Below are 24,106 nucleotides of genomic sequence, written 5' to 3'. Positions count from 1 at the left end.
ATCTGGCCAAGAGATCCCCATGCCCGAATGCGGAATTAACTGCCGGAACGTGGGATCGGCTTCTTCGGCTTGGCGCTGGCAATGGTCTCCCGAAGCACTGCGCTGGCAGCCTGCAGATCCGGCGTCCCAAAGCCCTCGGTGAACTGGCTGTAGAGTGGACTCAGCAGGTCGTGCGCCTCACCGCACCGACCCTGTTCTTTCCACGATTGAGCGAGGCGTGTCGCCGCACGCAACTCCCACAGCTTGGCGCCCTGCTGGCGCGCGGTTGCAGCCGCAATGCCGAACCGTGCTCCCGCGGCCCTCGCATCGGCGTTCGGCAGCCGCAGCATCAGCTCGCCTGTCATCCGATGCAGCTCGGCCTCGAACCATCGCTCACCGGTTTCTTCCACTCGGTGCAGGGCCTGTGCGACCAGATCCAAGCCTTCTTCCGCCGCGCCCAAACGGCCGAGCACCTCGGCCTGAAGACCGAGGAAATAAGGCTCATAGAGCCCAGCTCCGGTGGCGCGCCACGCGGGAAGGCCCCGCAGAAGTTGCGCGAGCCCTGTCTCCAGCTCACCCGACTGAGTCAAGGCCCATCCCCGGATCACCGTGGCTGCCGCGAGAAAATGCGGAAAGTTCTGCTCCGTCGAGAGCTCGACGAGTGTCTCGGCTCGTTCCTGTGCCTCTCGCCACGCGCCGTGGTACTGCTCGAAGAAGCACGAGAACAACAGGGCGTATCCCAGCGTGTTGAGGTGAGCGAGTTCGCGGGCGGAGTCGAGCGCCTCGCGGCTCCGCGCCCGGGCCTGCTCCGGATAGCCTAGCGCAAACAATGTCCATGAGATCCCCGACAAGGCCGCAACGCGCGGATCCTGCACGTAGAGAAAGGCGAGGGAGCGATGCCGCTCCGGGTCATAGAGAGCGAGCGCCTGCTCCAAATGGCTGCGGGCAGCAGCCACCTCGCCGCGCCAGAAGGAACCGGTCCCGCTGACGCGGTGAGCCACCAGGGTTGCGGAGGTCTCTTGATGGTCCTGCACCCGGCGCAGAAACTCGTCTGCCACTTCGCGCGCCGCTGTGTGCTCGGCGCGTACGCCGTGAAATACCCATTGACCGTAGAGCACGGGCCAGAGTTGGGAAGTGGCCCCGATCTGCTCGCAGAGTTCGCGAGCCCGGGCGTTGGCGCGTCCCGCTTCGGGTGCTGCCCAGCCCTGCGTGGCCATCAGCGCCACGCCCAAGGTTATCTGGAGGTCAAGCTCGCGCCGGCTCCGATCGGCCTCGGGGACACCCTTGAGCAGATTCAAGCCGTTTCGCAACTGCGCCACCGCTTCGGTCATCGCCGAGCGAGCGATCGCTCGTTGCCCCGCCCTCAGCCAATAGTCGATCGCCGGTTCGGCCAGGCCTGCTTCCGTATAATGATGGGCCAGCAGCTCGGGCTGCGCCTGCACTGTCTCCGGAAAATGCTGCTCGAGCGCGGCGGCGATCCGGGCGTGCAAGCGCTGCCGCTTCGCGCGCACCAGCGTCGCATAGGCGGCGTCCTGCACGAGCGCGTGCTTGAAGCTGTAGGTCGCCAGGGGCGGCGTCCCGCGCCGGAACACCAGGCCCGAGCCGACGAGGTCGTCCAACGCAGCCTGTAGTTCGCTCTCTGGAAGCGCCGTCGTCCTCGCGAGCAGTTCATGAGAGAATTCCCGGCCAATCGCGGCCGCGACCTGGGCGACCTCACGGGCCGGAGCCAGCCGTTCGAGGCGGGCCAGCAGCGACTCCTGGAGCGTGGCCGGAATCGCCATCGGCGGCAGCGGTCCCGCGAGCGCGTAGTGGTCGCCCTCATCGCGGAGCAGGTTGGTCTCCAGCACCGTCCGCGTCAGCTCTTCGACGAACAGCGGCACGCCGTCCGTCTTGGCGACGATCTGGTCGAGCACCGCAGGAGGTAGCGCCTTGCCACCGCTCAGCCGACCAACGATGGCCGCTCCCTGACGGCGGCTCAATCGGCTGAGGGTCAGCGCGGTGACATGGGCATAGCGTGTCCAGGAGGGCTCGAACTGGGGCCGGAAGGTGATGAGGACGAGCACGGGGGCGCCTTGCACCCGGTCGATCAGGAGATCGAGCAGCTCGAGCGAGGTCGGATCTGCCCAGTGCACGTCCTCGTACAGGGCAAGGACGGGACGGCGTGTTGCGAGGCCCAAGACCTGATCGACTAACACCTCGAGCGTCCGCTCCTTCTGCCGATGCGGGCTCAGGTCGAGCGGCGGGTAGCGCGCACCGGCCTCGAGCGACAGCAATGCCGCGAGCAGCGGGGCCACCACGGGAACATCATCGCTCGATAGCGCAAGCAGCGCCTCGAGCTTGTCGAGCCGCGTCGCGACGAGATCGTCCGCGGCAAATCCTGCCGCCCGCTCCAACAGGCCGATCACCGGATGCAGCGGACTGGTCTGATGGTGCGATGAGCAGTAGTGGCTCAGGGCCGTATGCGGCTCGTTTTCAAGTCGCTCGCGCAGCGCCCGCACGAGGCGCGACTTGCCGATACCAGGCTCGCCCGCCAGCAGCACCACCTGGCCCTCCCCCTCTTTGGCGCGCTCCCACTGCTCGAGCAGGAGACCGATCTCATGGTCGCGACCGACCAGCGGCGTCAGGCCTGCGCCGTGCAACGCCTCGAACCGGCTCTCGGCGGCGCCTTCGCCGACCACACGCCACGCGCGCAGGGGATCGGGAAATCCCTTTAGGATCTGCAGGCCGAGCTCGGCGAGCTCGAACAGGCCGCCAATGAGCTCTCGGGTGCGTGTGGAGATCACCACGGTGTCGGGCTCGGCCAGGGTTTGCAGGCGCGCGGCAAGGTTCGGCGTGTCGCCGACCACCGTCTCCTCGCGCGCCGCGCCTTCGCCGATCAGCTCACCGACAACGACCGGGCCGGTCGCGATGCCGATGCGGACCGCCAGCATCTCACCATGCGCCGATGCCAGACTATGGACCGCCGCGACCGCGGCGAGGCCGGCCCGCACCGCGCGTTCGGCCTCATCTTCGTGGGCGCGCGGATAGCCAAAATAGGCCAGGACACCATCGCCCATGTACTTCGCGACATGCCCTTCGAACCTTCCGATCGCGCCCGTCACCGCGTTCTGATAGGTCCGCAGGACTTCGGCCATTTCCTCCGGATCGAGCCGGGCCGCGAGCGCGGTCGAGTCGACAAGGTCGACAAACATCACGGTGAGTTGGCGGCGCTCGGCCTCGGATGCAAGCGAAGCGTTTCCGGGGGTGATGGTAGGGAGGGGCGCAATGGTAGTAGCCGACATTGAACCGGCGGGCAGGGCAGCAATGGCGGCGAGCAGCTTGCGGCGATGGCCGATCGAGACGACCCCAAGACCGATCAGATCCTCCGCCGTGAGGTCCATGAGGACCTCGGCATCGATGTCGTTCTCCCGGAACGCCTGCTCATACTGTCCCAGCCCCAGACCGCACAGCCAGGCCCCGATATCCATGGGCTCCTCCCGGCTCTCGTCTTCAGCGCTAAGGTGCTCCAGTCTAGCTCAAGATCGCGCGCGCTGCGCGATGAAACGCCAAGATACGAACTCCGAGCAAGAACAACTTCTGGCCCAGGCCGGACTCGAGGCGAGTTGCGCCAAAGCGCTGCGATCGGGGGCGGAGCACCACGGACGAAGCCGCGCAAGCTACACGGTCGGCCGACGTCCTGGCCGCGTCCAGCCCTCCCGCTCGGCGAATACCCGGCTGACCTCCGCCATGTGCTCGGTGCCCCATGTGCAAAGCGGCACGAGAGCCTGGGCGAGGCTGTGACCCAAGGGCGTGAGGCTATAATCCACCCGCGGAGGCACCTCCTTGTAGTCGGTCCGCTTCACGAGGCCATCGGCCTCCAGCTCCTTCAGCTGCTGGATCAGCACCTTGTCGCTGACGTCGCGTATGGCGCGCCGGAGCTCGCCGTAACGGGTCGGTCCGTCCTGAGCGACGAAGTACAGGATCAGCGGCTTCCACTTGCCCGAGACGACCCGCAGGGTCGCGTCGAGGCCGCAGGTGAAGCCGGGCAAAGTCGGTGTGCAACGTTGGACGTCTGCTTCAGCTTGCGCCGGCGGGGAGATGGGGTCTGAACGATCTGACATTTTTTGGGTACTTACCAAAAGGTGCATACTTGTCGATAGGTGGGTACGCCGCCAGCTCAGTGCAACCTCAATGAAGGGAGCACATCATGAGCAGACTACAAGGCAAGACGGCGGTGGTGACGGGCGGCGGAACGGGCATCGGGCTCGGAGCCGCCAAACGGTTCGTCGATGAGGGCGCATTCGTCTATCTGTTCGGGCGGCGGCAGGAGCCGCTCGACGCTGCGCTCGCGCAGCTGGGGTCTTCGGCACGCGCAGTCAAGGGATCGGTCACCGACTTGTCGGACCTCGACCGGCTGTATGCGACGGTGAAAGCCGAATGCGGCAACGTCGACGTCCTGTTCGCCAATGCCGGGACAGGGGCATTTGCGCCGCTCGGCCAGATCACGGTCGAGCATTACGACCAGATCTTCGACGTCAACGTGAAAGGGCTGGTGTTCACCGTGCAGAAAGCCCTGCCGCTGATGCGCAGGGGATCGTCGATCATCCTGACCGGATCGAGCACGGGCGTGATGGGGACGCCGCAATTCAGCATCTACAGCGCGACCAAGGCGGCGATCCGCAATCTCGCGCGCAGCTGGGCGCAGGACCTGCGCGGCACGGGCATCCGCGTCAACGTGCTGTCGCCGGGGCCGACCAAGACGGAGCTGGCGCTGGAGGTCGTGGGCGAGGAAGCATTCGATGCACTCGGCAGCGCCACGCCCATCGGGCGCGTCGGTGACCCCAGCGAGACCGGAGCAGTGGCCGCATTCCTGGCGTCCGCGGACAGCAGCTACATGACCGGCGGCGAGGTCTTCGTCGACGGCGGCTTGGCGCAGGTCTGAGACTTTTTGAGCAAGAGGGCTTCGATCCGCGGAATCGAAGCCCTTGATGCTCTGCGTGCCTAATTCAGATCCCCAGCAGCTTCCGCGCGTTCGCCTTCAGCACCTTCGGCCGGATCTCGTCGCGGATCTCGATCTTGGCGAAATCCGACAGCCAGCGGTCCGGCGTGATCACCGGCCAGTCCGAGCCGAACAGCATCTTGTCCTGCAGAATCGAGTTGATGTAGCGCACCAGGATCGGCGGGAAATATTTCGGCGACCAGCCCGACAGGTCGATGTAGACGTTCGGCTTGTGGGTCGCGACCGAGAGCGCCTCTTCCTGCCAGGGGAAGGAGGGGTGGGCGAGGATGATCTTGAGGTCGGGGAAATCGGCCGCGACATCGTCCATGTACATCGGGTTGGAATATTTCAGGCGCATGCCCATGCCGCCGGGCATGCCGGAGCCGACGCCGGTCTGGCCGGTGTGGAATAGCGCGATCGCGCCGCCATTGTTGATCTCTTCGTAGAGCGGATAGGCCATGCGGTCGTTGGCGTAGAAGCCCTGCATGGTCGGGTGGAATTTGAAGCCGCGCACGCCGTATTCCTCGATCAGCTTGCGCGCCTCGCGCGCGCCGAGCTTGCCCTTGTGCGGGTCGATCGAGACGAAGGGGATGAGCACGTCGAGATGCTCGGAGGCGATCTCCAGCATCTCCTCGTTCTTGTAGCGGCGGAAGCCGGTCTCGCGCTCGGCATCGACCGGGAAGATCACCGCGGCGATGTTCTTGGAGCGGTAATAGGCCGCGGTCTCCGGCACCGTCGGCGGATGCTTGTGCGGCGACTTGAAATACTCCGCCATCTGCGCCTGGAAATCGTCATAGCCGTCGTCAGGATGGGTGCCGCAGGGCTCCTCGGCATGGGTGTGGATGTCGATCGCGACGACTTTGTCGATATCAGGCAGCTTCAGCTTTGGCATTTGTGTCCTCCCGACGGGTTGCCGAATTGATTATAGTATATAACGAATTTGGCAAGGCGCTGGTGGCGGCGAAAGCGCAGGCCGCGAAAGTCTTTGCCGGGCCTGACCTCCCATGCGCCGGATCGGGCCGATCTGGCCGCTTCTACTGTGCATGGGGTTGTTTTCACGGATTTGCGGGAGCGTGGGGCAGTTAACATTGACATCACCTCCCGCCATGCCTTAAGAACCGCCCCGTCCCGGGCGGCTGGTCCGCCGGCGGGGAAAATCTCATTTTGCCACATTCGCGCGTGCCGAAACGGTAGTGCCGAACACGGCCTTTCGAACGTTCAGGATTCTGCCATGAAGGTCCGTAACTCGCTGAAATCGCTGCGCGGTCGCCATCGCGCCAACCGCCTGGTCCGCCGCAAGGGCCGGGTCTATGTGATCAACAAGGTGCAGCGCCGCTTCAAGGCGCGCCAGGGCTGACCTGAGCGGCTGATCCCCGCTGGGCGCCGCTGCGCGCCCGCAAGACCACGGTCTCACACGAGTTTGACGCCGCCTTTGCTTTGCAAGGGCGGCTTTGCGCGTTTAGACTTTCAACATGGCAGTGAGATTCCGTTTCGCGCGCACCCTGTGTCTGGCCCTCGTGCTGGGAACCGCCGGCCTTGCGCCGGCCGCCCTGGCCCAGCAGGTCGAGCCGCCCGGCAAGCAGAAGAAGCTGCCTGAGGCGCCGTCAAAGCTGCCGAAGGTCGACCGCAGCAAGAATCTCGATTTCCTGTTCGGCGCGCTGAAGGCGGCGCCCGACGAGGCCAGCGCCAAGCATGTCGAGGCGCGGATCTGGGCGATCTGGCTGCAGACCCCGAGCGACACCGCCGCGCTCCTGATGTCACGCGCCAAGACCGCGGTCGATGCGAAGAAGATCGACGTCGCGATCAAGCTCCTGGATTCGGTCATCAAGCTCAGGCCCGATTACATCGAGGCCTGGAACCGGCGTGCCACGCTCTATTACATGCAGAACGACTATGGCCGCTCGCTCGCGGACATCCAGCAAGTGCTGATCCGGGAACCGCGCCATTTCGGCGCGCTCGCCGGTCTTGGCATGATCATGCAGGAGGTCGGTGACGAGAGGCGCGCGCTCGAGGCCTATCGCAAGGCGCTCGCCGTCAATCCGCACCTGGAAAAGATCCCCGATCAGGTCAAGGCGCTGACCGAGAAGGTCGAAGGCCGCGACATCTAGCTATAAGTCGATGATTTCTCGAGCGATCGCGGCCGGCGCGGATTAACCACGATCCGAGCCAAGGCGTCGCAAGCACTATTGCGGGGCCTGTTGCAGGCCTACCTGCATGGCAGGAGCGAAAGCCATGAAGCGTTTGGTGGTCGCAGCTGTATTGCTGCTCGCGTCGGGAACGGTGAGCCTCGCCGACGGACTGTTCTGGGTGGTCGGCAACCGCGCCACCGGCAAATGCGCCATCGTGACCAGCAATCCGGTCATCATCGGCGACATCTGGTTCGGCGACGGTCCCTACAAGTCCAGGGCCGATGCCAAGCTTGCCCGGTTGACGATCCGCGTCTGCCCCCCGGTCACGCCCGAGCAGGAAAAAGAAGAGGACGGGGCGAACTAGCCGGTCCTCAATGCAGGACGCTGCTGCCGCGCTCGACCAGGCCGCGGTCGGCGGCTGCGGCGTAAGCCCTGGCAAGCTCCGCCTCGAGATGCTCGTTGATCAGCAGCAGCGCCCGCACGGCACCGCGCAGGTCGCCGTTGCAGCTCGCGACGATTTCGTCGATTGCAGTGTCGTTCGATCTGAAGCTCATCAAAAATTCTCCGGTTCAAACCAGGACATATCCTGCCGGTCTTTCCCGCATCCCCTAAGCTGCGAGGAGGATCGGCGCCCATCCGCGCCTAGATGGCGGAACCGACCGTGGCGATTATATGGAAGCCGCGATGACGCCTGCATGAAGCTGGTCCGAAGCTTGCGCGCCGCTTGGAATAGCTCTGATTTCGTTGAGTTTTCTCGATCGACAATTATGCACATATCCACAGCCCCTGTATTTTCAGTGGAAGCGCTGACTGCCGGCGGCGAAACTGCCGCCCGATCAGACCCGTAACTGCCCCGTGCCCAGGATCACCCGGATTCTCTCCATGATCGTGATGTCAGTCGTGACGGCGCTGGTTCTGCTGGCGCTGCTCACGCAGGCCGGGGTCGTCGCCGTGCAGCGTGCCTTTCCGCCGCAGGGCCGCATGATCGAGGTCGATGGCGCGACGCTTCATCTCGTCGACATCGGCCCACGCGATTCCGGTCCTCCGATCGTGATGCTGCACGGCGCGAGCTCCAATCTCGAAGCGATGCGGCGGCCGCTCGGCGATCTCCTCGCCAGGGATCACCGCGTGATTCTGATCGACCGTCCCGGCCATGGCTGGAGCACGCGCGCGAGCCGGCAGGATTCGACGCCGCAGATCCAGGCGCGCATGATCGACGAGGCGCTTGGCAAGCTCGGGATCGATCGCGCGGTCTTCGTGGTGCATTCCTGGAGCGGCGCGCTCGGCGCGCGCATCGCGCTCGATCATCCGCACCGCGTTGCGGGTCTCGTGATGCTCGCGCCCGTCACGCATCCCTGGCGCGGCGGCGTCGGGCGCTACAACGAGATCATCGCAACGCCAGTCATTGGCCCGCTGCTCGCCTACACGATCACCCTGCCGCTCGGCTATTTCGTCACCGAAGCCGGGGCCCGCAACGTGTTCCTGCCGCAGACGATGCCGGACGGATTCGTGCAGGACTCGGCGACGCCGCTCTTGCTGCGCCCGCGCGAGTTCATCGCCAATGCCTATGATCTGGTGACGCTGAAGGAGTCGGTTGCCGCGCAAGTCGCGCGCTATGGCGAGATCAATGCGCCGGTCACGATCATCGCCGGCGAGCCCGACAAGACAGTGAGAACCAGCATCCACGCGCGCCCGTTCGCCGCGGCGGTGCCAAATGCAAAGCTGATCGTGCTGCCCGATCTCGGCCACATGGTGCAGAACGCCGTGCCGGATCTCGTGAAGGCGGAGATCGAGACGATGATCGGAAACATCGCCCCGGCGCAGGCGGCCGCCGACTAAAGCGTTTCGAGCGAAGTGGAAACCACTTCGCGGGAAGAAAACGCGTCTAAATAAGAAAGCTAGAGCTTTCGGCTCTGATCCAATCAGAACCGAAGCTCAGCGGCGGCCTCTTGCGCGCTTACTGCTTGGTCTTTCCGTCCTTGTCGTATTGGGCAAGGAAGGCCCAGAGATTGTTGATCTCGGTCTCGTTCTTGATGCCGGCGAACGCCATCTTGGTGCCGGGGATCTTGGCCTTGGGGTCCTTGATGTATTCCTTGAACGTGGCCTCGTCCCAGGTGATGCCGGAATTCTTGTTCGCGTCCGAGTAGCTATAGCCCTCTACCGTGCCCGACTTGCGGCCGTTGAGGCCGTTGAGCTCGGGGCCGACCTTGTTCTTGGCGCCTTCGCCGATCGCGTGGCAGGCCAGGCACTTGTTGAACGAAGTCTTGCCGGCCGCGACATCCTGCGCCATCGCGGCGGGTGCGGTGGCAATGACGGTGAGGATCGTCAGCGCGCCGAAAGTCAGTTTTGTCATAAGTGTGCTCTTCGTCTCTTCCCGGGTCAGATGGAGGGTCGTGGTTTTGGCAGGTCCATTGCAAGGGGACAAGCCGCGAAACTTTGACAGGTTTCCTGCTAGCAGACTTGCCCCAGAGAGAACTTGCGCTGCAACAAAGCAATGGGACCTTCGGAGGACCTACCCAAGGACGGCAAGACATGATTGATTTGCCGAGACAATTCCATCCGTCGGACGAGGGCTTCTTAAAATGGCCATCATGATGCCCGCCAGCGACCAGGCCGTGCTGGCGCGTCGCAGCGAAATCGTCGCCGCCTTGCGCGCCATCGTGCCGGGCGAGGGCGTGATTGATACGCCTGCCGAAATGCGGGCCTATGAATCCGACGGGCTGACCGCCTATCGGCAGCCGCCGATGGTCGTGGTGTTGCCGGATACGACCGAGCAGGTCTCGCTCATCCTGAAATATTGCGCCGCGCAGGGCATCAAGGTGGTGCCGCGCGGCTCCGGCACCTCGCTGTCCGGCGGCGCGCTGCCGCTCGAGGACGGCGTGCTGCTCGGCCTCGGCAAGTTCAAGCGCATCCGCGAGATCGATTTCGACAACCGCGTCGTCGTCACCGAGCCAGGCGTCACCAATCTCGCGATCAGCCAGGCGGTCGCGCATGCCGGCTTCTATTACGCGCCGGATCCGTCCTCCCAGATCGCCTGCTCGATCGGCGGCAACGTGGCGGAAAATTCCGGCGGCGTGCACTGCCTGAAATACGGCATGACCACCAACAACGTGCTCGGCTGCGAGATCGTGCTGATGAGCGGCGAGATCCTGCGCATCGGGGGCAAGGGGTGCGAGAATCCCGGCTATGACCTGATGGGCGTCATCACCGGATCCGAAGGCCTGCTTGGCGTCATCACCGAGATCACGGTGCGCATCCTGCAGAAGCCGGAGACGGCGCGCGCGCTGATGGTCGGGTTCGCGCAAGTCGAGGCGGCCGGCGAATGCGTCGCGCGCATCATCGGCGCCGGCATCATTCCCGGCGGCATGGAGATGATGGACAAGCCCGCGATCCACGCCGCGGAGGCCTTCGTCCATGCCGGCTATCCGCTCGATGTGGACGCGCTGCTCATCATCGAGCTCGACGGGCCCAAGATCGAGGTCGACGAGCTGATCACGCGGGTCGAGAGCATCGCACGAGGCTGCGGCTCGGTGACGCTGCAGATCTCCAATTCCGAGGCCGAGCGCAACCTGTTCTGGGCCGGCCGCAAGGCAGCGTTCCCGGCGGTGGGCCGCATCTCGCCCGATTATCTCTGCATGGACGGTACGATCCCGCGCGGCGCGCTGCCGAAGGCGCTCGCGCGTATCCGCGAGCTCGGCGAAAAATACCAGCTCGGCTGTGCCAACGTGTTCCACGCCGGCGACGGCAATCTGCACCCCTTGATCCTCTACGATGCCAACAAGCCCGGCGAGATCGAGCGCGCCGAAGCCTTCGGTGCCGACATCCTGCGCGCCTGCGTCGAATTCGGCGGCGTGCTCACCGGCGAGCACGGCGTCGGCATCGAGAAGCGCGACCTGATGCCCGACATGTTCAGCGAGATCGACCTCAACCAGCAGCAGCGCCTGAAATGCGCCTTCGACGCGCAGGGCCTGCTCAATCCCGGAAAAGTATTTCCGACCCTGCACCGCTGCGCCGAGCTCGGCCGCATGCATGTCCACGCGGGCAAGCTGGCGTTCCCGGATTTGCCGCGGTTTTAGATCCGCGATGAACGAATTGCTTTCCTTTGTGAACTTCGATACCGGCTCAGTGGTGGATACGCTCAAGGTCAGAGACGCCAAAGACGTCGAAGAGGTGGTGCGCGCGGCGATTGCCAATGAGCAGCCGCTCGAGATCATCGGCCATGGCGGCAAGCGCGGAATCGGCCACGCGATGGCGACCAACGCGGTGCTCGACGTCTCCGCGCTCAATGCCGTCACCTCCTACGAGCCGAACGAGCTCATCATCACGCTCCAGGCCGGCGCGCCGCTTGCCGACGTGCTGGCGCTGATCGATGCCAAGAACCAGCAATTCGCCTTCGAGCCGATGGATACCGCGCCGCTGCTCGGCACGCCGGTGTCAGGCACCATCGGCGGCATGATCGCGGCCGGGCTTGCCGGGCCGCGGCGCATCCGGGCGGGCGGGGCGCGCGACCACCTGCTCGGCGCGCATGCCGTCTCCGGCTTCGGCGACAGTTTCAAGACCGGCGGCAAGGTGGTGAAGAACGTCACCGGCTACGACCTCTGCAAGCTGCTGGCGGGGTCCTGGGGCACGCTGTCGGTGATGACGGAAGTGACGCTGAAGGTGATGCCCAAGCCCGAGGCCGAGCGGACGCTGCTGCTGCGCGGGCTCGACGATGCCGCCGCCAACAAGGCCATGACCGCGGCGCTCGGCTCGCCCTTTGACGTCTCGGCTGCCGCGCATCTGCCGAAATCGGCGCTCCGGGCCAGGACCGAGGGGCTCGGCGATCTCGCAGGGGAGGGCGAGGCGCTGACGGTGCTGCGGCTCGAGGGCATCACCGCATCTGCTGCGCACCGCGCCGGCTCGCTGCGCGAATTGCTGGCGCCGTTTGGAACCGCGACGCTGATCGAGGACGCGGCATCCGCGGCGCTGTGGACCGCCATCCGCGACGTGCTACCGTTTGCGGCCAGCGGTTCGCTCGGCGCCTGGCCAGTCTGGCGGATCGTCTGCCCGCCGGCCTCGGGCGCGGCGCTCGGCACTCAATTGGCGCGCGAGACGGGCGGCGATGTGATCTACGATTGGGGCGGCGGCCTGATCTGGGCGGCGCTCCCGCCGAAGCCGGACGCGCATGCCGCGCTCGTGCGGGCGCGCGCGAACGCGGTCGGTGGGCATGCCACGCTGATCCGGGCGACTGATGATGTCAGGCGCGACGTCGATGTGTTTCATCCGCAGGCACCGGGTATTGCCGCGCTGAGCGAGCGGGTGCGCGCCAGCTTCGATCCGAAGACCATTCTCAACCGGGGGCGGCTCACGCGGAGCGCTGGCCGATGAAGACCGAATTCTCACTCGCGCAGCTCGCCGACCCCGATATCGCGGAAGCCGACAAAATCCTGCGCGCCTGCGTCCATTGCGGCTTCTGCACCGCAACCTGCCCGACCTATGTGCTGCTCGGCGACGAGCTCGATAGCCCGCGCGGCCGCATCTATCTGATCAAGGAGATGCTGGAGAAGGACCAGGCGCCGACCGCCGATGTGGTCAAGCATATCGACCGCTGCCTGTCGTGCCTTGCCTGCATGACGACCTGCCCCTCGGGCGTGAACTACATGCACCTCGTCGACCAGGCCCGGGTCCGGATCGAGCAGCGCTACCAGCGGCCGCTGGCCGAGCGGCTGCTGCGCCAGGTGCTGGCCTTCGTCCTGCCGGACCCGCAGCGCTTTCGCATCAGCATGTGGCTGGCGCGGCTCGCCCGTCCGCTGGGCGACTTGCTGCCGACGCCCCGGCCTGCGGCGACGCCCGGCTTGATCCAGCGCATCAAGGCGATGCTGGCGCTGGCGCCGAACCGGCTGCCGCCCGCCGGACCCGCCGCCGGCAGCGTGTTCGCGGCGCTCGGCAAGAAGCGCGGACGCGTGGCGCTGCTCCAGGGCTGCGCCCAGCAGGTGCTGGCGCCCCGCATCAACCAGGCCGCCATCAGTCTCCTGACCCGCCATGGCATCGAGGTCGTCCTTGTCAGGGACGAGCAGTGCTGTGGCGCGCTGACCCATCACCTCGGCAACGACCAGGATGCGCTGGCGCGGGCTCGCGCCAACGTCGCGGCGTGGCGCAAGGAAATGGCCGGCGAGGGGCTCGATGCCATCCTGGTGACGACCTCCGGCTGCGGCACGGTGATCAAGGATTACGGCTATCTCCTGCGCGAGGACACTGCGTTCGCGGCCGATGCGGCGAAGGTGTCGGCGCTCGCCAAGGACATCACCGAATACGTCGCCGGCCTCGAGCTCGCGACGGCGGCGAGAGCGGACGACATCGTCGTCGCCTATCACTCCGCGTGTTCGTTGCAGCATGGACAGAAAATCACAGCTCTTCCGAAAGAATTGCTTTCCAAGAATGGATTCGTGGTGAAAGATGTGCCCGAGAGCCATTTGTGTTGCGGTTCGGCGGGGACCTACAACATTCTCCAGCCCGAGCTTGCGGGCCGGTTGCGCGATCGCAAGGTCGCCAACATCGCGAGCGTCAAGCCGGACATGATTGCCGCGGGCAATATCGGCTGCATGGTGCAGATTGCCAGTGGCACGTCAGTTCCGGTCGTACACACGATTGAGCTTCTCGATTGGGCGACGGGCGGGGCGCGGCCGGCACTGAACGCGCAGGTTTGAGCTTTCAGGAGCCTGAACTGTCCTCCCGAGGTGACGACTGAAGACGCCCGATCGATCATTGTTCGGCGGCAACAGGAGGACCACGATGGCGAAAGCGAAGAAGAAGAAAAGCAAGAAGGCCAAGAAGGCCAAAAAGGCCGTAGCGGCGAGGAAGACCGCGAAGAAGGCGACGAAGAAGAAGGCAGCCAAGAAGACCGCGAAGAAGTCTGCCAAGAAGGCCGCCCCGAAGAAGGCTGCCAAGAAGACAGCAAAGAAGGCGGCGGCCAAGAAGGCTGCTCCGAAGAAGGCCGCGAAGAAGGCGGCACCGAAGAAGGCGAAGGCAGCGCCTGCTCCGAAGCCGTCGGCACCGGCGGAGACCCCGGCGCCCGCCGAGACAAGCTGGGCGATGCCTTCGTCTTCTGCGGAAGCGGCGCCTGCCGAGGGACAGGGGTAGGAAGGCGACCTTTCATCGCCTTCGGACTGTCACTTCAGACTGTCACTCAGACTGTCACTTGGACTACAGCTTGGGACTGTAACAAGAAGGCCGCGGCATCCTGATGCTGCGGCCTTTTTGCATCGCCGCAAGCCAGCCTCGGCCGCCGTGCCCGGCCCAGCCTGATTCGTAAGCGCAGATGTCACGCCGCCGGGTTGTCCCCGGGCTTACACGGGTCTGCCGTGCCCTCTAGAGGGCAAATGATGTGATCGAGAAGCCACACCGGCTGACAACCTTTCTTAGAATCGTCAAAACGCCCAAAAAGTCGGCAGATGCCCGCGCTTTTTGCTTCACCGTTCCGATCCACCGATCCAAATTGCCGCAGTAACGCAATTTTGCAGGTAGGCCGCATGCCCCGGGGGGCTTCCGGGGGCGACTGCTGAGTAAGAACGGGTAAATGGGGACCGAAATGAAAAAAGTGGCTTTGTTGGCAACGGCGCTGGCAATTGTGACGACGGGCTCGGCTTTCGCGGCAGACTTGCGCGTAAAGGCACTGAAAGCCCCGCCGCCGCCGGCCTTCGATCCGTGGGATATCGCCTTCGGCGCCGGCATCATGAGCGATTACATCTTCCGCGGCATCACCCAGTCCAACCATAATCCGTCGGTCACGGCCTATTTCGAGCCGCGCTACAACGTCAACAAGGACCTCCAGCTCTACATCGGTACGTCTGCCTCGAGCATCTCGTTCCCGAACCGTGCTGCGGCCGAAGTCGACATCTACGGCGGTATCCGCCCGACCTTCGGCATGTTCGCCTTCGACTTCGGTGTCTGGGGCTACCTCTATCCGGGCGGTAGCTGCTTCGGCTCGCAGGGGACCTTGGCGCAGGGCAATTGCGGCAGCGACATCGATTACTCGCAGGGCGCCATCGGCCTTCCCATCAACGGCAACTTCGCCAAGAAGGACGCGAGCTTCTTCGAGGCCTATGCCAAGCTGAACGTCACCCTCAACGATCAGTGGACGGTCGGCTTCAACGAATACTATTCGCCGAACTTCCTGAACCTCGGTGCCTGGGGCAATTACGCCTCGGTCACCGCCAAGTGGACCGCGCCAAGCACGATCTTCGGCGCCAGTGGCGTCGGCATGTACGTGTCGGGTGAGTTCGGCCGGCAGTGGCTCGGCACTTCGGACATCTTCTACGGCATCGCGGGCGATCCGGTGTATGCGAACGGCATCAAGGAGCCGAGCTACAACACCTGGAACGTCGGCGTCGGCTTCACCTACAAGGTGTTCACGCTCGATCTGCGCTACTACGACACCGATCTGAACAAGGGCGACTGCAACGCCTTCACCAGCGATCACACCGCGAAGTTCAGCAGCAGCTTCACCCCCATCAACCCGGGCGGCTTCGGCTCCAACTGGTGCAGCGCGGCTGGCGTCGCCAAGCTCTCGTTCGACCTGACGGCGATGACCAACCTGAAGTAAGTTTCTTTCCGAAACGACTTCGCGAGGGCGGCAGGGCAACCTGCCGCCCTTTTGCTTTGGGCGGCGGAGGTAGGAAGAGACGGGGCGGGCCGGCCAAGATACTACTAAGCTGCGTTAGGGGCTTGCGAACCGGCAGGACGCCGCCGCTGCCTCACACTCCGTCATTGCGAGCGCAGCGAAGCAATCCAGAGTCTTTCCGCCTAGGCAGTCTGGTTGCTTCGTCGCAAAGGCTCCTCGCAATGACGAGGCCCAAGTTGGGGCCGTCCCTCAGACCGTAAGGACAGCGGGCGAGGCCGCCTGCGCCTCAGCGCGCCGCGCTCGGCTCCGCCGCCGCCCGCTCGCCGCCGACCACGTGGATCGCGCCGTCCTTCACCAGCGTCACCTTGCGGGTGTGGAAGGCGTCGAGCGTCGAGCGGTGGCCGATCGAGACGATGGTGGCTTGCGGCAGCTTCTCCGCCAGCAGCCGGTAGAGCCGGGCTTCCGACGGCTCGTCGAGCGAGGCGGTGGCCTCGTCCAGGAACAGATAGTCCGGCGCATGCAGCAGCGCGCGCGCAAGCCCGAGACGCTGCTGCTCGCCCAGCGAGAGCATCCGGTTCCAGTGGCCGTCCTCCGCGAGCCGTTCGGCGAGATCGGGCAGCCCGACCGCGATCAGGGCGTCGCGGACCTGCGTGGCCTCGAACGCGCCGGACGCTGCCGGATAGACCACGGCATCGCGCAACATGCCGAGCGGGAAATAGGGCCGCTGTGGCAGCATCATCAGCTTGGCCTTCTCCGGGATGACAACCGTGCCGGTGCCGAACGGCCAGATGCCGGCGATGGCCCGGAACAGCGTGGACTTGCCGGAGCCGGACGGCCCGGTCACCAGCACGCGCTCCGAGGCCTGAATGGTGAAGGCCTTGGCGGCCACCAGCGGGGTGCCGTTGGGCAGGTTCACGCAGAGCTGCGCGAGATCGACATGGCGCCCGGCGACCTCCAGCGTGATGGCCGGCTCATGCGCCGGCAAATTGACCGCCGAGGCGACCGACATCTCAAAGCCGTCGAGACGGGCAACGATCGAGCGCCATTCCGCCAGCGACCGGTAAGCCGTGACGAAGAACGACAGCGCACCTTGGACGCTGGAGAAGGCGGATGCGGTCTGCATCATGTCGCCGAGCTGGATCTTCTTGGCGAAGAACGCCGGCGCCACCAGCACGTAGGGAAACAGCACGGCGGCCTGCTGGTAGCTGGCCGTGAACGCGGTGAGGCGCTTGGTCCGGCTCATGATGCCGTACCAATTGGCGATCACGAAGCCGAAGCGATCGAGCAGGCGGGCACGTTCGGCGCCTTCACCCCTGAGCAGCGCGATCTGCTCGGAATTCTCGCGCACGCGGACGAGGTTGAAGCGGAAGTCGGCTTCATAACGCTGCTGCTCGAAATTGAGGTTGACCAGCGGCGAGCCGATCCAGTGCGTCAGCGCGGTGCCGAAGATCGCGTAGATCAGCGCGCCCCAGCACAGATAGCCGGGGATCGTGACATCGGTGCCGAACAGGCGCAGCGGCGCGGCGTTGGAAAGGCCCCAAAGGATGATCACGAAGGAAAACAGCGTCACGATCGACGAGAGCAGGCCGAGCCCGATGGTCAGCGTCTGCTCGACGAAGTTCTTGACGTCCTCGGTGATGCGCTGGTCCGGGTTGTCGGCCGCATCGCCCTTGAGCTGCATGCGATAATGCGTCGAGCCCGCCAGCCACTCGCCGAGATAATGTCGCGTCAGCCATTGCCGCCAGCGGATCTGGAGCCATTGGTTCAGGTACAGCTTGTAGACAGCCAGCGCGATATAGGTCGAGGCCAGCGCGACGAAGATCCAGATCTGCGTGACGAACGCGTCCCAGTCGCTGTTCTGGAGCGCGCTGTAGAACCGGTTCTGCCACTGGTTCACCAGCACGTCGATCGCGACCAGCGCCAGCTCCATCGCGACCACCGCCGCGAGCAGGCTGCGGCCGGCCCATTTGTCCTCGGATCGGAAATAGGGGGCGGCGATTCGCCAGACGATCGCGAGCGTGGCGCTGATGTTCTTCACAGAGCAGGGTCTCCTCGGGGGATGTGCACAAATGCCCGGAGCCAAAGACCTGAGGCAACGGCGAAAATGGGCGCACTTAGACTAAAGTCGCAAGGTCTGCAATTTGCGTTGGCTTGTCGCAGCTTGCAACCCTAGCATGGGGTTGGATGGCGCGGGGCGGGGTGCTCCGGGATTTCGCGACCTTGTGAGCGGCCGGGAACCGCTGCATTCACGAGGAATTCACGTCCAACGCGGGGGGTTTCGCTCCCAGCGTCAAGCAGGACCGGCTCTCCACGCGGGCCGCCTGCCGCAAACATGCGTGGGAGAGGAAGACCATGTGGAATCAAATCTATGACCCGCTGCACAGCCCGGTGCTGTCGACGATCGCGGCGGCGGTGCCCGTCGTCACGCTGCTGGTGCTGATCGCGAGCGGTCGCGTTCAGGCGCATATCGCCGCCGTCATCGCCGTGATCGTGACCAACCTGATCACGATCTTCGTCTTCACCATGCCGGCGAACATGTCGATCCGCGCTTCGATGCTGGGGATCGTCACCGGGTTCTTCCCGATCGGCTGGATCGTTCTCAACGTCATCTTCCTCTACCAGGTCACGGTGACCACCGGGCGCTTCGAGCTGCTCAAGCGCGCGGTCGGCGGGGTCACCGAGGACCGGCGGCTGCAATTGCTGCTGATCGCGTTCTCGTTCGGCGCGTTCTTCGAAGGCGCCTCGGGCTTCGGCACGCCGGTCGCGATCACGGGCGCGGTGCTGATCGGGCTCGGCTTCTCGCCGCTCGCGGCCTCCGGCCTGTCGCTGATCGCCAACACCGCGCCGGTCGCCTATGGCGCGCTGGGCACGCCGATCCAGGGCCTCGCCTCGGTCACCGGCCTCGATCCCTACATCCTCGGCGCGATGGTCGGACGGCAATTGCCCTTCTTCTCGCTGATCGTGCCGTTCTGGGTGGTGTGGGCCTTCGCGGGCTGGCGGGGCATGAAGGACGTCTGGCCGGCGATCCTCGTCACCGGCGTGTCGTTCGCGATCCCGCAATACGTGATCTCGAACCACATCAATCCCTGGATCGTCGACATCGGCGCCTCGCTGATCTCGATGGGCGCGCTGATCCTGTTCCTGAAGGTGTGGCAGCCGAGGCAGCTCTGGCTGTCGCCGGCGCTGCGCGGCCGCGACGAATCGGCCGCCACGATGGCGGCGGCGAAACCGCTCGACAAAACCCCGCTGACGCAGAGTGAGCTTTTCAATGCGCTGCTGCCGTGGATCATCGTCTGCATCGTGATGCTGGTCTGGGGCAACGGCGCCTTCAAGGCCTGGGCGAACGCGATTTTCGTCTGGAACTATCCCGTTCCCGAGCTGCACCAGATGATCAACAAGATGCCGCCGGTCGCGCCAGGGCCGACGAAAGAGAGCGCGGTGTTCGCCTTCACCTACCTGTCCTTCACCGGCACCGGCATGCTGATCGCCGCGATCATCTCCGGCCTGTTGATGGGCGTCGGTCCCGGCAAGCTTTTGACCGAATATGGCCGCACCATCCGGCTCTGCGCGATCTCGCTGATCACGATCTCGGCGATGCTCGCGATCGGCACCTTGACGCGCCTGTCCGGCGTCGACGCCACGCTTGGTTTGGCGTTCGCCGCCACCGGCGTGCTCTATCCCTTCTTCGGCACGCTGCTCGGCTGGCTGGGCGTCGCGCTGACCGGATCGGACACCGCCTCCAACGTGCTGTTCGGCAACCTGCAGAAGATCACCTCCGAGCAGCTCGGCCTGTCGCCGATCCTGATGGGCGCAGCGAACTCCTCCGGCGGCGTGATGGGCAAGATGATCGACGCGCAGTCGATCGTGGTCGCCTCCACGGCCACCAATTGGTACGGCCATGAGGGCACCATCCTGCGCTTCGTGTTCTGGCACTCGATCGTGCTGGCGTGCCTCGTCGGCGTGCTCGTGACGTTGCAGGCCTATGTCTGGCCGTTCACGGCGCTGGTTCTGAAGTAGCGGACTGCGCCGCGTCCACAAATCCCCGCGAGGTTCGTCCCCGCGGGGATTTTTTGCACCTTCCGCGAACCTTCTCAACGGCACGGCTGTCCTATAGAAGGTGCCGCAAATCAGGTCGGTCGAGAGGTCTCATGGTTTCGCTTCTGCGCTTGCTGTGTGCGGCGGTTGCAATGCTCGCGATGTCCACGCTCGCGCGTGCCGAGGAGGGGTTTCCTTTCGGCACCGAGATGACGCTGGAGGCGTTGCCGCAAGCGGGCTCGAAGCGGATTCCCAACATCGAGATCGGGGACAATGGCGAGGTCGTGCTGGAGCTCTGGTGCAAGGGCGGCAAGGGCCAGTTCTCGGTCGCCGGCAACACCGTGATCTTCGTCCCCGGCCAGATCCAGGACCGCAACTGCCCGCCGGCGAGAGCGCAGGCCGATGACGAGCTCGTCGCCGCCCTCGCCAGCATCGAGACCTGGAAGCGCCAGGGCGACGTGCTGACGCTGATCGGCCCGAAGCCGCTGCGCTTCAGGACGACGGGGAACTGACCGCACACTCACTGTCATTCCCCGCGAAGGCGGGGAATCCAGTACGCCGCGACCTATCGATTCAATCAGTACAGTCTCCGGAGTACTGGATCGCCCGCCTTCGCGGGCGATGACAGCGGAGTTCGTGACTGGCTCACTTCCACACCGACTTGTCGGCGTCCCAGCGCTGACCCTTCAGCTCCTTGACGAGCGCCTCGATCGAGCCGTTGTCGTCGGGCAGATCACCTTCCTCGTCGGCCGAAGCGTCGTCCGACAGATTGAGCCTGGCCCCGCTGCCCTCGTCGGCCGTCGTCGTCGCCGGGCTGCCGATCCAGAGCATGAGCTTGTCGGTGGTGCCCGGCTTGTCGGGCGAGACCAGCCCTGCGACCTCGATCGTGTCGGTGAGCTCGAGCGCCGGGAAATCCTGGTTCGGCCGCTTGAACACCAGCTTGAGCTTGCCGGTGGCGGGGTTGAAGTTCTGCGAGACCGGCTTTGCCGCGAGCGTCCTGCTCAGCACGTTCGCGACCGCCGTTGCCAGCTTGCCCTTGTTGATCTTGTCGCCCTCGCGCCAGTCCGCCGCAGCGAAGCGGATGGTGCGGTCCATCTCGGTCATGCCCGCCGTCCAGCCTGCGGCGGTGACGCCGGGCATCGCCTTGAATTTCGCCAGCAGCGCGCCGGCGCGCTCCGGGTCGACCGACATGGTGATGGTCTGCTCGCCCGCGCGCAGCGCGTCGCAACCGACATTGAGGCTCGCCAGCGTCACCTCGACCTCCTGGCCCTTCAGGCTCTTCAGGAAGTCGGTCGCCGCGTCGAGCTTGACCTTGACCGCGATCGCTTCCGGCGAGACGTCGGTGAAATCCTTCGGCTGCGGCGTGATGCCGTCGTCTGAGGTCTGACTGTCCAGGAATTCCTTTTCGCTGAGATCGGAATTGTCCGGCGAGGTGACCTCGGTCACCGCCTGGCCGATTGCGATCTGGCCGCGGAATTCGAACATGTCGCCGGACTGCTTGCGCGTCAGCTTGACGCTGACCGGCGACTTCTCGCCGACGCTTTGCGTCGTTCCCGTCAGCGTCTGGCCCGCGACCTGGAGGTTGACGACGAAGCGGTCCTTGCGGTCGGAATTCTTCGCGATGGGGTAGCAGACGTCGAGCACCGCCGCGGTCACCGTCTTGCCCTGGCGCGTCTCCTTCAGGATCACGTCGGCATTGCCGTCCATCAGCCCGTCGATCGAGGTGAAATAGCGCGTCTCGGTTCCGCCCGGCGAGGTCGCCTTCGGTGACAGCTTCATCTGGGCGGACGCCTGCGGCGGAACGGCGAGCAGGGCCGCCAGAACGGCCGTCGAACAGACCAGAAGCGCACGCATTGATGACATCCTCGCGCAACGGGCATGATCCGGAAAAGTGTGAAGCGGTTTTCCGAGAGGATCATGCCCAAACAATCGAATCGGCGCGCCACCGTAGTGGGTTTTGGCCGCTGGTTGAATCGGAAAGCGAAACAGGCAGGATCGGCAAAAAAGAAGGCCGCCCGGAGGCGGCCTTCGCAACTCTGTCACGGAACGGAGGCTTAGAAGCCGCCCATGCCGCCGCCGGGGGGCATGGCGGGCGGAGCTTCCTTCTTCGGCAGCTCGGCGACCATGGCTTCGGTGGTCACCAAGAGGCCGGCCACGGAGGAGGCGTCCTGCAGCGCGGTGCGCACCACCTTGGCGGGATCGATGATGCCCTTCTCGACCATGTCGACATAGTCCTCGTTCTGGGCGTCGAAGCCGAAGGTCTCGGACTTGTTCTCCAGGATCCTGCCGACCACGATCGAGCCTTCCACGCCGGCGTTCTCGGAGATCTGGCGGATCGGGGCTTCCAGCGCCTTCAGCACGATGTTGATGCCGGCCTGGACGTCGTCATTGGCGTTGGTGAGACGGCCGACCGCCTTCTTGGCGCGGAGCAGCGCGACGCCGCCGCCGGGGACGATGCCTTCCTGCACCGCGGCGCGGGTGGCGTTGAGCGCGTCCTCGACCCGGTCCTTCTTCTCCTTGACCTCGATCTCGGTGGCGCCGCCGACGCGGATCACCGCGACGCCGCCGGCGAGCTTGGCGAGGCGCTCCTGCAGCTTCTCGCGGTCGTAGTCCGAGGTGGTCTCCTCGATCTGGGCCTTGATCTGGCCGACGCGGGCCTCGATGTCGGGCTTCTTGCCGGCGCCGTTGACGATCGTGGTGTTCTCCTTGTCGATCACCACCTTCTTGGCGCGACCGAGCATCTTCACCGTGACGTTCTCGAGCTTGATGCCGAGCTCCTCGGAGATCAGCTGGCCGCCGGTCAGGATCGCGATGTCCTCCAGCATGGCCTTGCGGCGGTCGCCGAATCCCGGCGCCTTGACGGCAGCGACCTTGAGGCCACCGCGCAGGCGGTTGACGACCAGGGTGGCCAGCGCCTCGCCCTCGACGTCCTCGGCGATGATGACGAGCGGCTTGCCCGACTGCACCACGGCTTCCAGCACCGGCAGCATGGCCTGCAGGCCCGAGAGCTTCTTCTCGTGCAGGAGGATGTAGGCGTCCTCGAGCTCGGCGGTCATCTTCTCGGCGTTGGTGACGAAGTAGGGGCTGAGATAGCCGCGGTCGAACTTCATGCCCTCGACGATGTCAACCTCGGTCTCGAGCGACTTGTTCTCCTCGACGGTGATGACGCCCTCGTTGCCGACCTTCTGCATCGCCTGGGCGATCATCTTGCCGATGGCGGCATCGCCGTTGGCGGAGATGGTGCCGACCTGGGCGACCTCGGAGGAGGCGGCGACCGGCTTGGCGCGCTTCTCGATGTCCTTGATGACGGCGGCCACCGCGGTGTCGATGCCGCGCTTGAGGTCCATCGGGTTCATGCCGGCGGCGACGGCCTTGGCGCCTTCGCGCACGATCGCCTGGGCCAGCACGGTCGCGGTGGTGGTGCCGTCGCCGGCGAGGTCGTTGGTCTTGGAGGCGACCTCACGCACCATCTGGGCGCCCATGTTCTCGAACTTGTCCTCGAGCTCGATCTCCTTGGCGACGGTGACGCCGTCCTTGGTGATGCGGGGGGCGCCGAAGCTCTTCTCGATGACGACGTTGCGGCCCTTCGGGCCGAGCGTCACCTTGACGGCGTTGGCGAGAACGTCGACGCCGCGCAGCATGCGATCGCGCGCGTCTCCGGAAAACTTGACGTCTTTGGCAGCCATGGTCTGCAATCCCTCGTGTTACGTGATGTGTCTTGTCTAGTCGCGGCGGAATGATGGATGCCCGGATCGCCTGGATCCGGGCATGACATTCAGCGGCCGTTCAGGCGGATGGCCTTAGGCCAGCACGCCCATGATGTCCGACTCCTTCATGATCAGGAGCTCTTCGTTGTCGATCTTGACCTCGGTGCCCGACCACTTGCCGAACAGCACGCGGTCGCCGACCTTGAGGTCGATCGGGATCAGCTTGCCGGTCTCGTCGCGGCCGCCGGGGCCGACGGCGACGACCTCGCCCTGGGACGGCTTTTCCTTGGCGGTGTCCGGAATGATGATGCCGCCCTTGGTCTTTTCCTCGGCGTCGATACGTTTGACCACGACACGGTCATGCAGCGGACGAAATTTGGATTTAGCCATGACGTTTCCCTTTGGAGGCTCGCTTCGGAAGTAGTGGGGTCGGTGGGGCGGCGCTTCCGTCCACCCTCTCGTCGAGGATCGAACGGCGCGCTTAGCAATCGGGCTTTCCGAGTGCTAATAGTGGGTCCGGAAATATGGCTTGGCCGCGATCCTGTCAAGCAAAGGTGGTTAAGCGGTTGTTGAGGCGGATATAGGATGGTGGCATTGGAAACTCGCTCGGGGCGCCGGCTTAGAGAACGACGTCATTGCTCCGGCAGCGATTTTGCGCTTGGCTGCTCGAGGGGTGCGG

General features: G+C 65.0%; 21 protein-coding genes. 12 read left to right on the top strand and 9 right to left on the bottom strand.

Annotated features, from left to right (window positions below; translation table 11 throughout):
• Positions 1–35 precede the first annotated feature (35 nt).
• The gene (locus ACNJYD_RS35065; protein ID WP_439364696.1) at positions 36–3,446 is read right to left on the bottom strand and encodes an AAA family ATPase; all 3,411 of its coding nucleotides are present in this window, start codon (positions 3,444–3,446) and stop codon (positions 36–38) included.
• Positions 3,447–3,635: 189 nt separating this feature from the next.
• Positions 3,636–4,007 carry a winged helix-turn-helix transcriptional regulator gene (locus ACNJYD_RS35060; protein WP_172787184.1) on the bottom strand — a complete coding sequence of 124 codons (372 nt, stop codon included), beginning with the start codon at positions 4,005–4,007 and terminating at the stop codon, positions 3,636–3,638.
• Positions 4,008–4,165: 158 nt separating this feature from the next.
• Between ACNJYD_RS35060 and ACNJYD_RS35055 the strand changes: the two genes are divergently transcribed.
• On the top strand, positions 4,166–4,900 hold the full coding sequence (locus tag ACNJYD_RS35055) for an SDR family NAD(P)-dependent oxidoreductase (RefSeq protein ID WP_439364695.1): 735 nt from the start codon (positions 4,166–4,168) through the stop codon (positions 4,898–4,900).
• Between the two features lie 64 nt (positions 4,901–4,964).
• Here the strand turns inward: ACNJYD_RS35055 and ACNJYD_RS35050 are convergent, their stop codons facing one another.
• Positions 4,965–5,849: an amidohydrolase family protein gene (locus ACNJYD_RS35050; protein WP_036021159.1), complete on the bottom strand. Its 885-nt coding sequence runs from the start codon at positions 5,847–5,849 to the stop codon at positions 4,965–4,967.
• Positions 5,850–6,188: 339 nt separating this feature from the next.
• Here ACNJYD_RS35050 and ykgO point away from each other — a divergent pair, with 339 nt between their 5' ends.
• From ykgO to ACNJYD_RS35035, 3 genes are all read left to right on the top strand, one after another.
• Positions 6,189–6,314, top strand: coding sequence for a type B 50S ribosomal protein L36 (gene ykgO / locus ACNJYD_RS35045; RefSeq protein ID WP_006611362.1), 126 nt, complete (start codon positions 6,189–6,191; stop codon positions 6,312–6,314).
• Between the two features lie 115 nt (positions 6,315–6,429).
• Complete coding sequence (locus ACNJYD_RS35040; RefSeq protein ID WP_439364694.1) at positions 6,430–7,065, top strand: tetratricopeptide repeat protein; 636 nt, start codon at positions 6,430–6,432, stop codon at positions 7,063–7,065.
• A 124-nt stretch (positions 7,066–7,189) separates the two neighbouring features.
• Positions 7,190–7,450 carry a hypothetical protein gene (locus ACNJYD_RS35035; protein WP_439364693.1) on the top strand — a complete coding sequence of 87 codons (261 nt, stop codon included), beginning with the start codon at positions 7,190–7,192 and terminating at the stop codon, positions 7,448–7,450.
• A 7-nt stretch (positions 7,451–7,457) separates the two neighbouring features.
• Here ACNJYD_RS35035 and ACNJYD_RS35030 read toward each other — a convergent pair whose 3' ends face one another.
• Positions 7,458–7,640: a hypothetical protein gene (locus ACNJYD_RS35030; RefSeq protein ID WP_172787133.1), complete on the bottom strand. Its 183-nt coding sequence runs from the start codon at positions 7,638–7,640 to the stop codon at positions 7,458–7,460.
• A 328-nt stretch (positions 7,641–7,968) separates the two neighbouring features.
• On the opposite strand from ACNJYD_RS35030, the gene ACNJYD_RS35025 reads away from it, so the two are divergent.
• On the top strand, positions 7,969–8,925 hold the full coding sequence (locus ACNJYD_RS35025; protein ID WP_212259314.1) for an alpha/beta fold hydrolase: 957 nt from the start codon (positions 7,969–7,971) through the stop codon (positions 8,923–8,925).
• 118 nt (positions 8,926–9,043) lie between these two features.
• Here ACNJYD_RS35025 and cycA read toward each other — a convergent pair whose 3' ends face one another.
• A complete protein-coding gene (gene cycA / locus ACNJYD_RS35020) occupies positions 9,044–9,439 on the bottom strand; it encodes a cytochrome c-550 CycA (protein WP_172787135.1) in 396 nt (131 codons plus the stop codon).
• A 229-nt stretch (positions 9,440–9,668) separates the two neighbouring features.
• Here cycA and ACNJYD_RS35015 point away from each other — a divergent pair, with 229 nt between their 5' ends.
• From ACNJYD_RS35015 to ACNJYD_RS34995, 5 genes are all read left to right on the top strand, one after another.
• Positions 9,669–11,162, top strand: coding sequence for an FAD-linked oxidase C-terminal domain-containing protein (locus ACNJYD_RS35015; protein ID WP_212259315.1), 1,494 nt, complete (start codon positions 9,669–9,671; stop codon positions 11,160–11,162).
• Positions 11,163–11,214: 52 nt separating this feature from the next.
• On the top strand, positions 11,215–12,453 hold the full coding sequence (locus tag ACNJYD_RS35010; RefSeq protein ID WP_260383795.1) for an FAD-binding protein: 1,239 nt from the start codon (positions 11,215–11,217) through the stop codon (positions 12,451–12,453).
• Entirely contained in the window at positions 12,450–13,772 is a 1,323-nt protein-coding gene (glcF, locus tag ACNJYD_RS35005; RefSeq protein ID WP_172787137.1) for a glycolate oxidase subunit GlcF, read from the top strand. The genes ACNJYD_RS35010 and glcF overlap by 4 nt, the downstream gene beginning before the upstream one ends.
• An 85-nt stretch (positions 13,773–13,857) precedes the next feature.
• The gene (locus ACNJYD_RS35000) at positions 13,858–14,205 is read left to right on the top strand and encodes a histone (RefSeq protein WP_212259316.1); all 348 of its coding nucleotides are present in this window, start codon (positions 13,858–13,860) and stop codon (positions 14,203–14,205) included.
• 448 nt (positions 14,206–14,653) lie between these two features.
• Complete coding sequence (locus ACNJYD_RS34995; RefSeq protein WP_172787139.1) at positions 14,654–15,667, top strand: TorF family putative porin; 1,014 nt, start codon at positions 14,654–14,656, stop codon at positions 15,665–15,667.
• A gap of 304 nt (positions 15,668–15,971) precedes the next feature.
• Here the strand turns inward: ACNJYD_RS34995 and ACNJYD_RS34990 are convergent, their stop codons facing one another.
• Positions 15,972–17,723, bottom strand: a complete 1,752-nt coding sequence (locus tag ACNJYD_RS34990) for an ABC transporter ATP-binding protein/permease (RefSeq protein WP_439364692.1) — start codon at positions 17,721–17,723, stop codon at positions 15,972–15,974.
• Between the two features lie 314 nt (positions 17,724–18,037).
• Between ACNJYD_RS34990 and ACNJYD_RS34985 the strand changes: the two genes are divergently transcribed.
• A complete protein-coding gene (locus ACNJYD_RS34985) occupies positions 18,038–19,702 on the top strand; it encodes an L-lactate permease (RefSeq protein WP_172787141.1) in 1,665 nt (554 codons plus the stop codon).
• Between the two features lie 131 nt (positions 19,703–19,833).
• Positions 19,834–20,232 (top strand): META domain-containing protein, encoded by a 399-nt coding sequence (locus ACNJYD_RS34980; protein ID WP_172787142.1) that lies wholly within the window; start codon positions 19,834–19,836, stop codon positions 20,230–20,232.
• Positions 20,233–20,365: 133 nt separating this feature from the next.
• Here the strand turns inward: ACNJYD_RS34980 and ACNJYD_RS34975 are convergent, their stop codons facing one another.
• From ACNJYD_RS34975 to ACNJYD_RS34965, 3 genes are all read right to left on the bottom strand, one after another.
• Positions 20,366–21,574: a hypothetical protein gene (locus ACNJYD_RS34975; protein ID WP_439364691.1), complete on the bottom strand. Its 1,209-nt coding sequence runs from the start codon at positions 21,572–21,574 to the stop codon at positions 20,366–20,368.
• A gap of 200 nt (positions 21,575–21,774) precedes the next feature.
• Entirely contained in the window at positions 21,775–23,406 is a 1,632-nt protein-coding gene (gene groL, locus ACNJYD_RS34970) for a chaperonin GroEL (protein WP_212259319.1), read from the bottom strand.
• A 114-nt stretch (positions 23,407–23,520) separates the two neighbouring features.
• Positions 23,521–23,817 carry a co-chaperone GroES gene (locus ACNJYD_RS34965; protein WP_025033779.1) on the bottom strand — a complete coding sequence of 99 codons (297 nt, stop codon included), beginning with the start codon at positions 23,815–23,817 and terminating at the stop codon, positions 23,521–23,523.
• Between the last annotated feature and the right edge of the window lie 289 nt (positions 23,818–24,106).

It is taken from the genome of Bradyrhizobium sp. SPXBL-02 (assembly GCF_051853065.1).
GTDB lineage: Bacteria > Pseudomonadota > Alphaproteobacteria > Rhizobiales > Xanthobacteraceae > Bradyrhizobium.
Note: the sequence above shows the minus strand (reverse complement) of the source record. Positions and strands in the feature narration are given on the sequence as shown.

What these genes read in the sequence shown, in the direction of transcription:
- ACNJYD_RS35065 (WP_439364696.1), bottom strand. Translation starts at nt 3,446, where the DNA reads ATGGATATCGGGGCCTGGCTGTGCGGTCTGGGGCTGGGACAGTATGAG.
- ACNJYD_RS35055 (WP_439364695.1), top strand. Translation starts at nt 4,166, where the DNA reads ATGAGCAGACTACAAGGCAAGACGGCGGTGGTGACGGGCGGCGGAACG.
- ACNJYD_RS35050 (WP_036021159.1), bottom strand. Translation starts at nt 5,849, where the DNA reads ATGCCAAAGCTGAAGCTGCCTGATATCGACAAAGTCGTCGCGATCGAC.
- ykgO (WP_006611362.1), top strand. Translation starts at nt 6,189, where the DNA reads ATGAAGGTCCGTAACTCGCTGAAATCGCTGCGCGGTCGCCATCGCGCC.
- ACNJYD_RS35040 (WP_439364694.1), top strand. Translation starts at nt 6,430, where the DNA reads ATGGCAGTGAGATTCCGTTTCGCGCGCACCCTGTGTCTGGCCCTCGTG.
- ACNJYD_RS35035 (WP_439364693.1), top strand. Translation starts at nt 7,190, where the DNA reads ATGAAGCGTTTGGTGGTCGCAGCTGTATTGCTGCTCGCGTCGGGAACG.
- ACNJYD_RS35030 (WP_172787133.1), bottom strand. Translation starts at nt 7,640, where the DNA reads ATGAGCTTCAGATCGAACGACACTGCAATCGACGAAATCGTCGCGAGC.
- ACNJYD_RS35025 (WP_212259314.1), top strand. Translation starts at nt 7,969, where the DNA reads ATGATCGTGATGTCAGTCGTGACGGCGCTGGTTCTGCTGGCGCTGCTC.
- cycA (WP_172787135.1), bottom strand. Translation starts at nt 9,439, where the DNA reads ATGACAAAACTGACTTTCGGCGCGCTGACGATCCTCACCGTCATTGCC.
- ACNJYD_RS35015 (WP_212259315.1), top strand. Translation starts at nt 9,669, where the DNA reads ATGGCCATCATGATGCCCGCCAGCGACCAGGCCGTGCTGGCGCGTCGC.
- glcF (WP_172787137.1), top strand. Translation starts at nt 12,450, where the DNA reads ATGAAGACCGAATTCTCACTCGCGCAGCTCGCCGACCCCGATATCGCG.
- ACNJYD_RS35000 (WP_212259316.1), top strand. Translation starts at nt 13,858, where the DNA reads ATGGCGAAAGCGAAGAAGAAGAAAAGCAAGAAGGCCAAGAAGGCCAAA.
- ACNJYD_RS34995 (WP_172787139.1), top strand. Translation starts at nt 14,654, where the DNA reads ATGAAAAAAGTGGCTTTGTTGGCAACGGCGCTGGCAATTGTGACGACG.
- ACNJYD_RS34985 (WP_172787141.1), top strand. Translation starts at nt 18,038, where the DNA reads ATGTGGAATCAAATCTATGACCCGCTGCACAGCCCGGTGCTGTCGACG.
- ACNJYD_RS34980 (WP_172787142.1), top strand. Translation starts at nt 19,834, where the DNA reads ATGGTTTCGCTTCTGCGCTTGCTGTGTGCGGCGGTTGCAATGCTCGCG.
- ACNJYD_RS34975 (WP_439364691.1), bottom strand. Translation starts at nt 21,574, where the DNA reads ATGCGTGCGCTTCTGGTCTGTTCGACGGCCGTTCTGGCGGCCCTGCTC.
- groL (WP_212259319.1), bottom strand. Translation starts at nt 23,406, where the DNA reads ATGGCTGCCAAAGACGTCAAGTTTTCCGGAGACGCGCGCGATCGCATG.
- ACNJYD_RS34965 (WP_025033779.1), bottom strand. Translation starts at nt 23,817, where the DNA reads ATGGCTAAATCCAAATTTCGTCCGCTGCATGACCGTGTCGTGGTCAAA.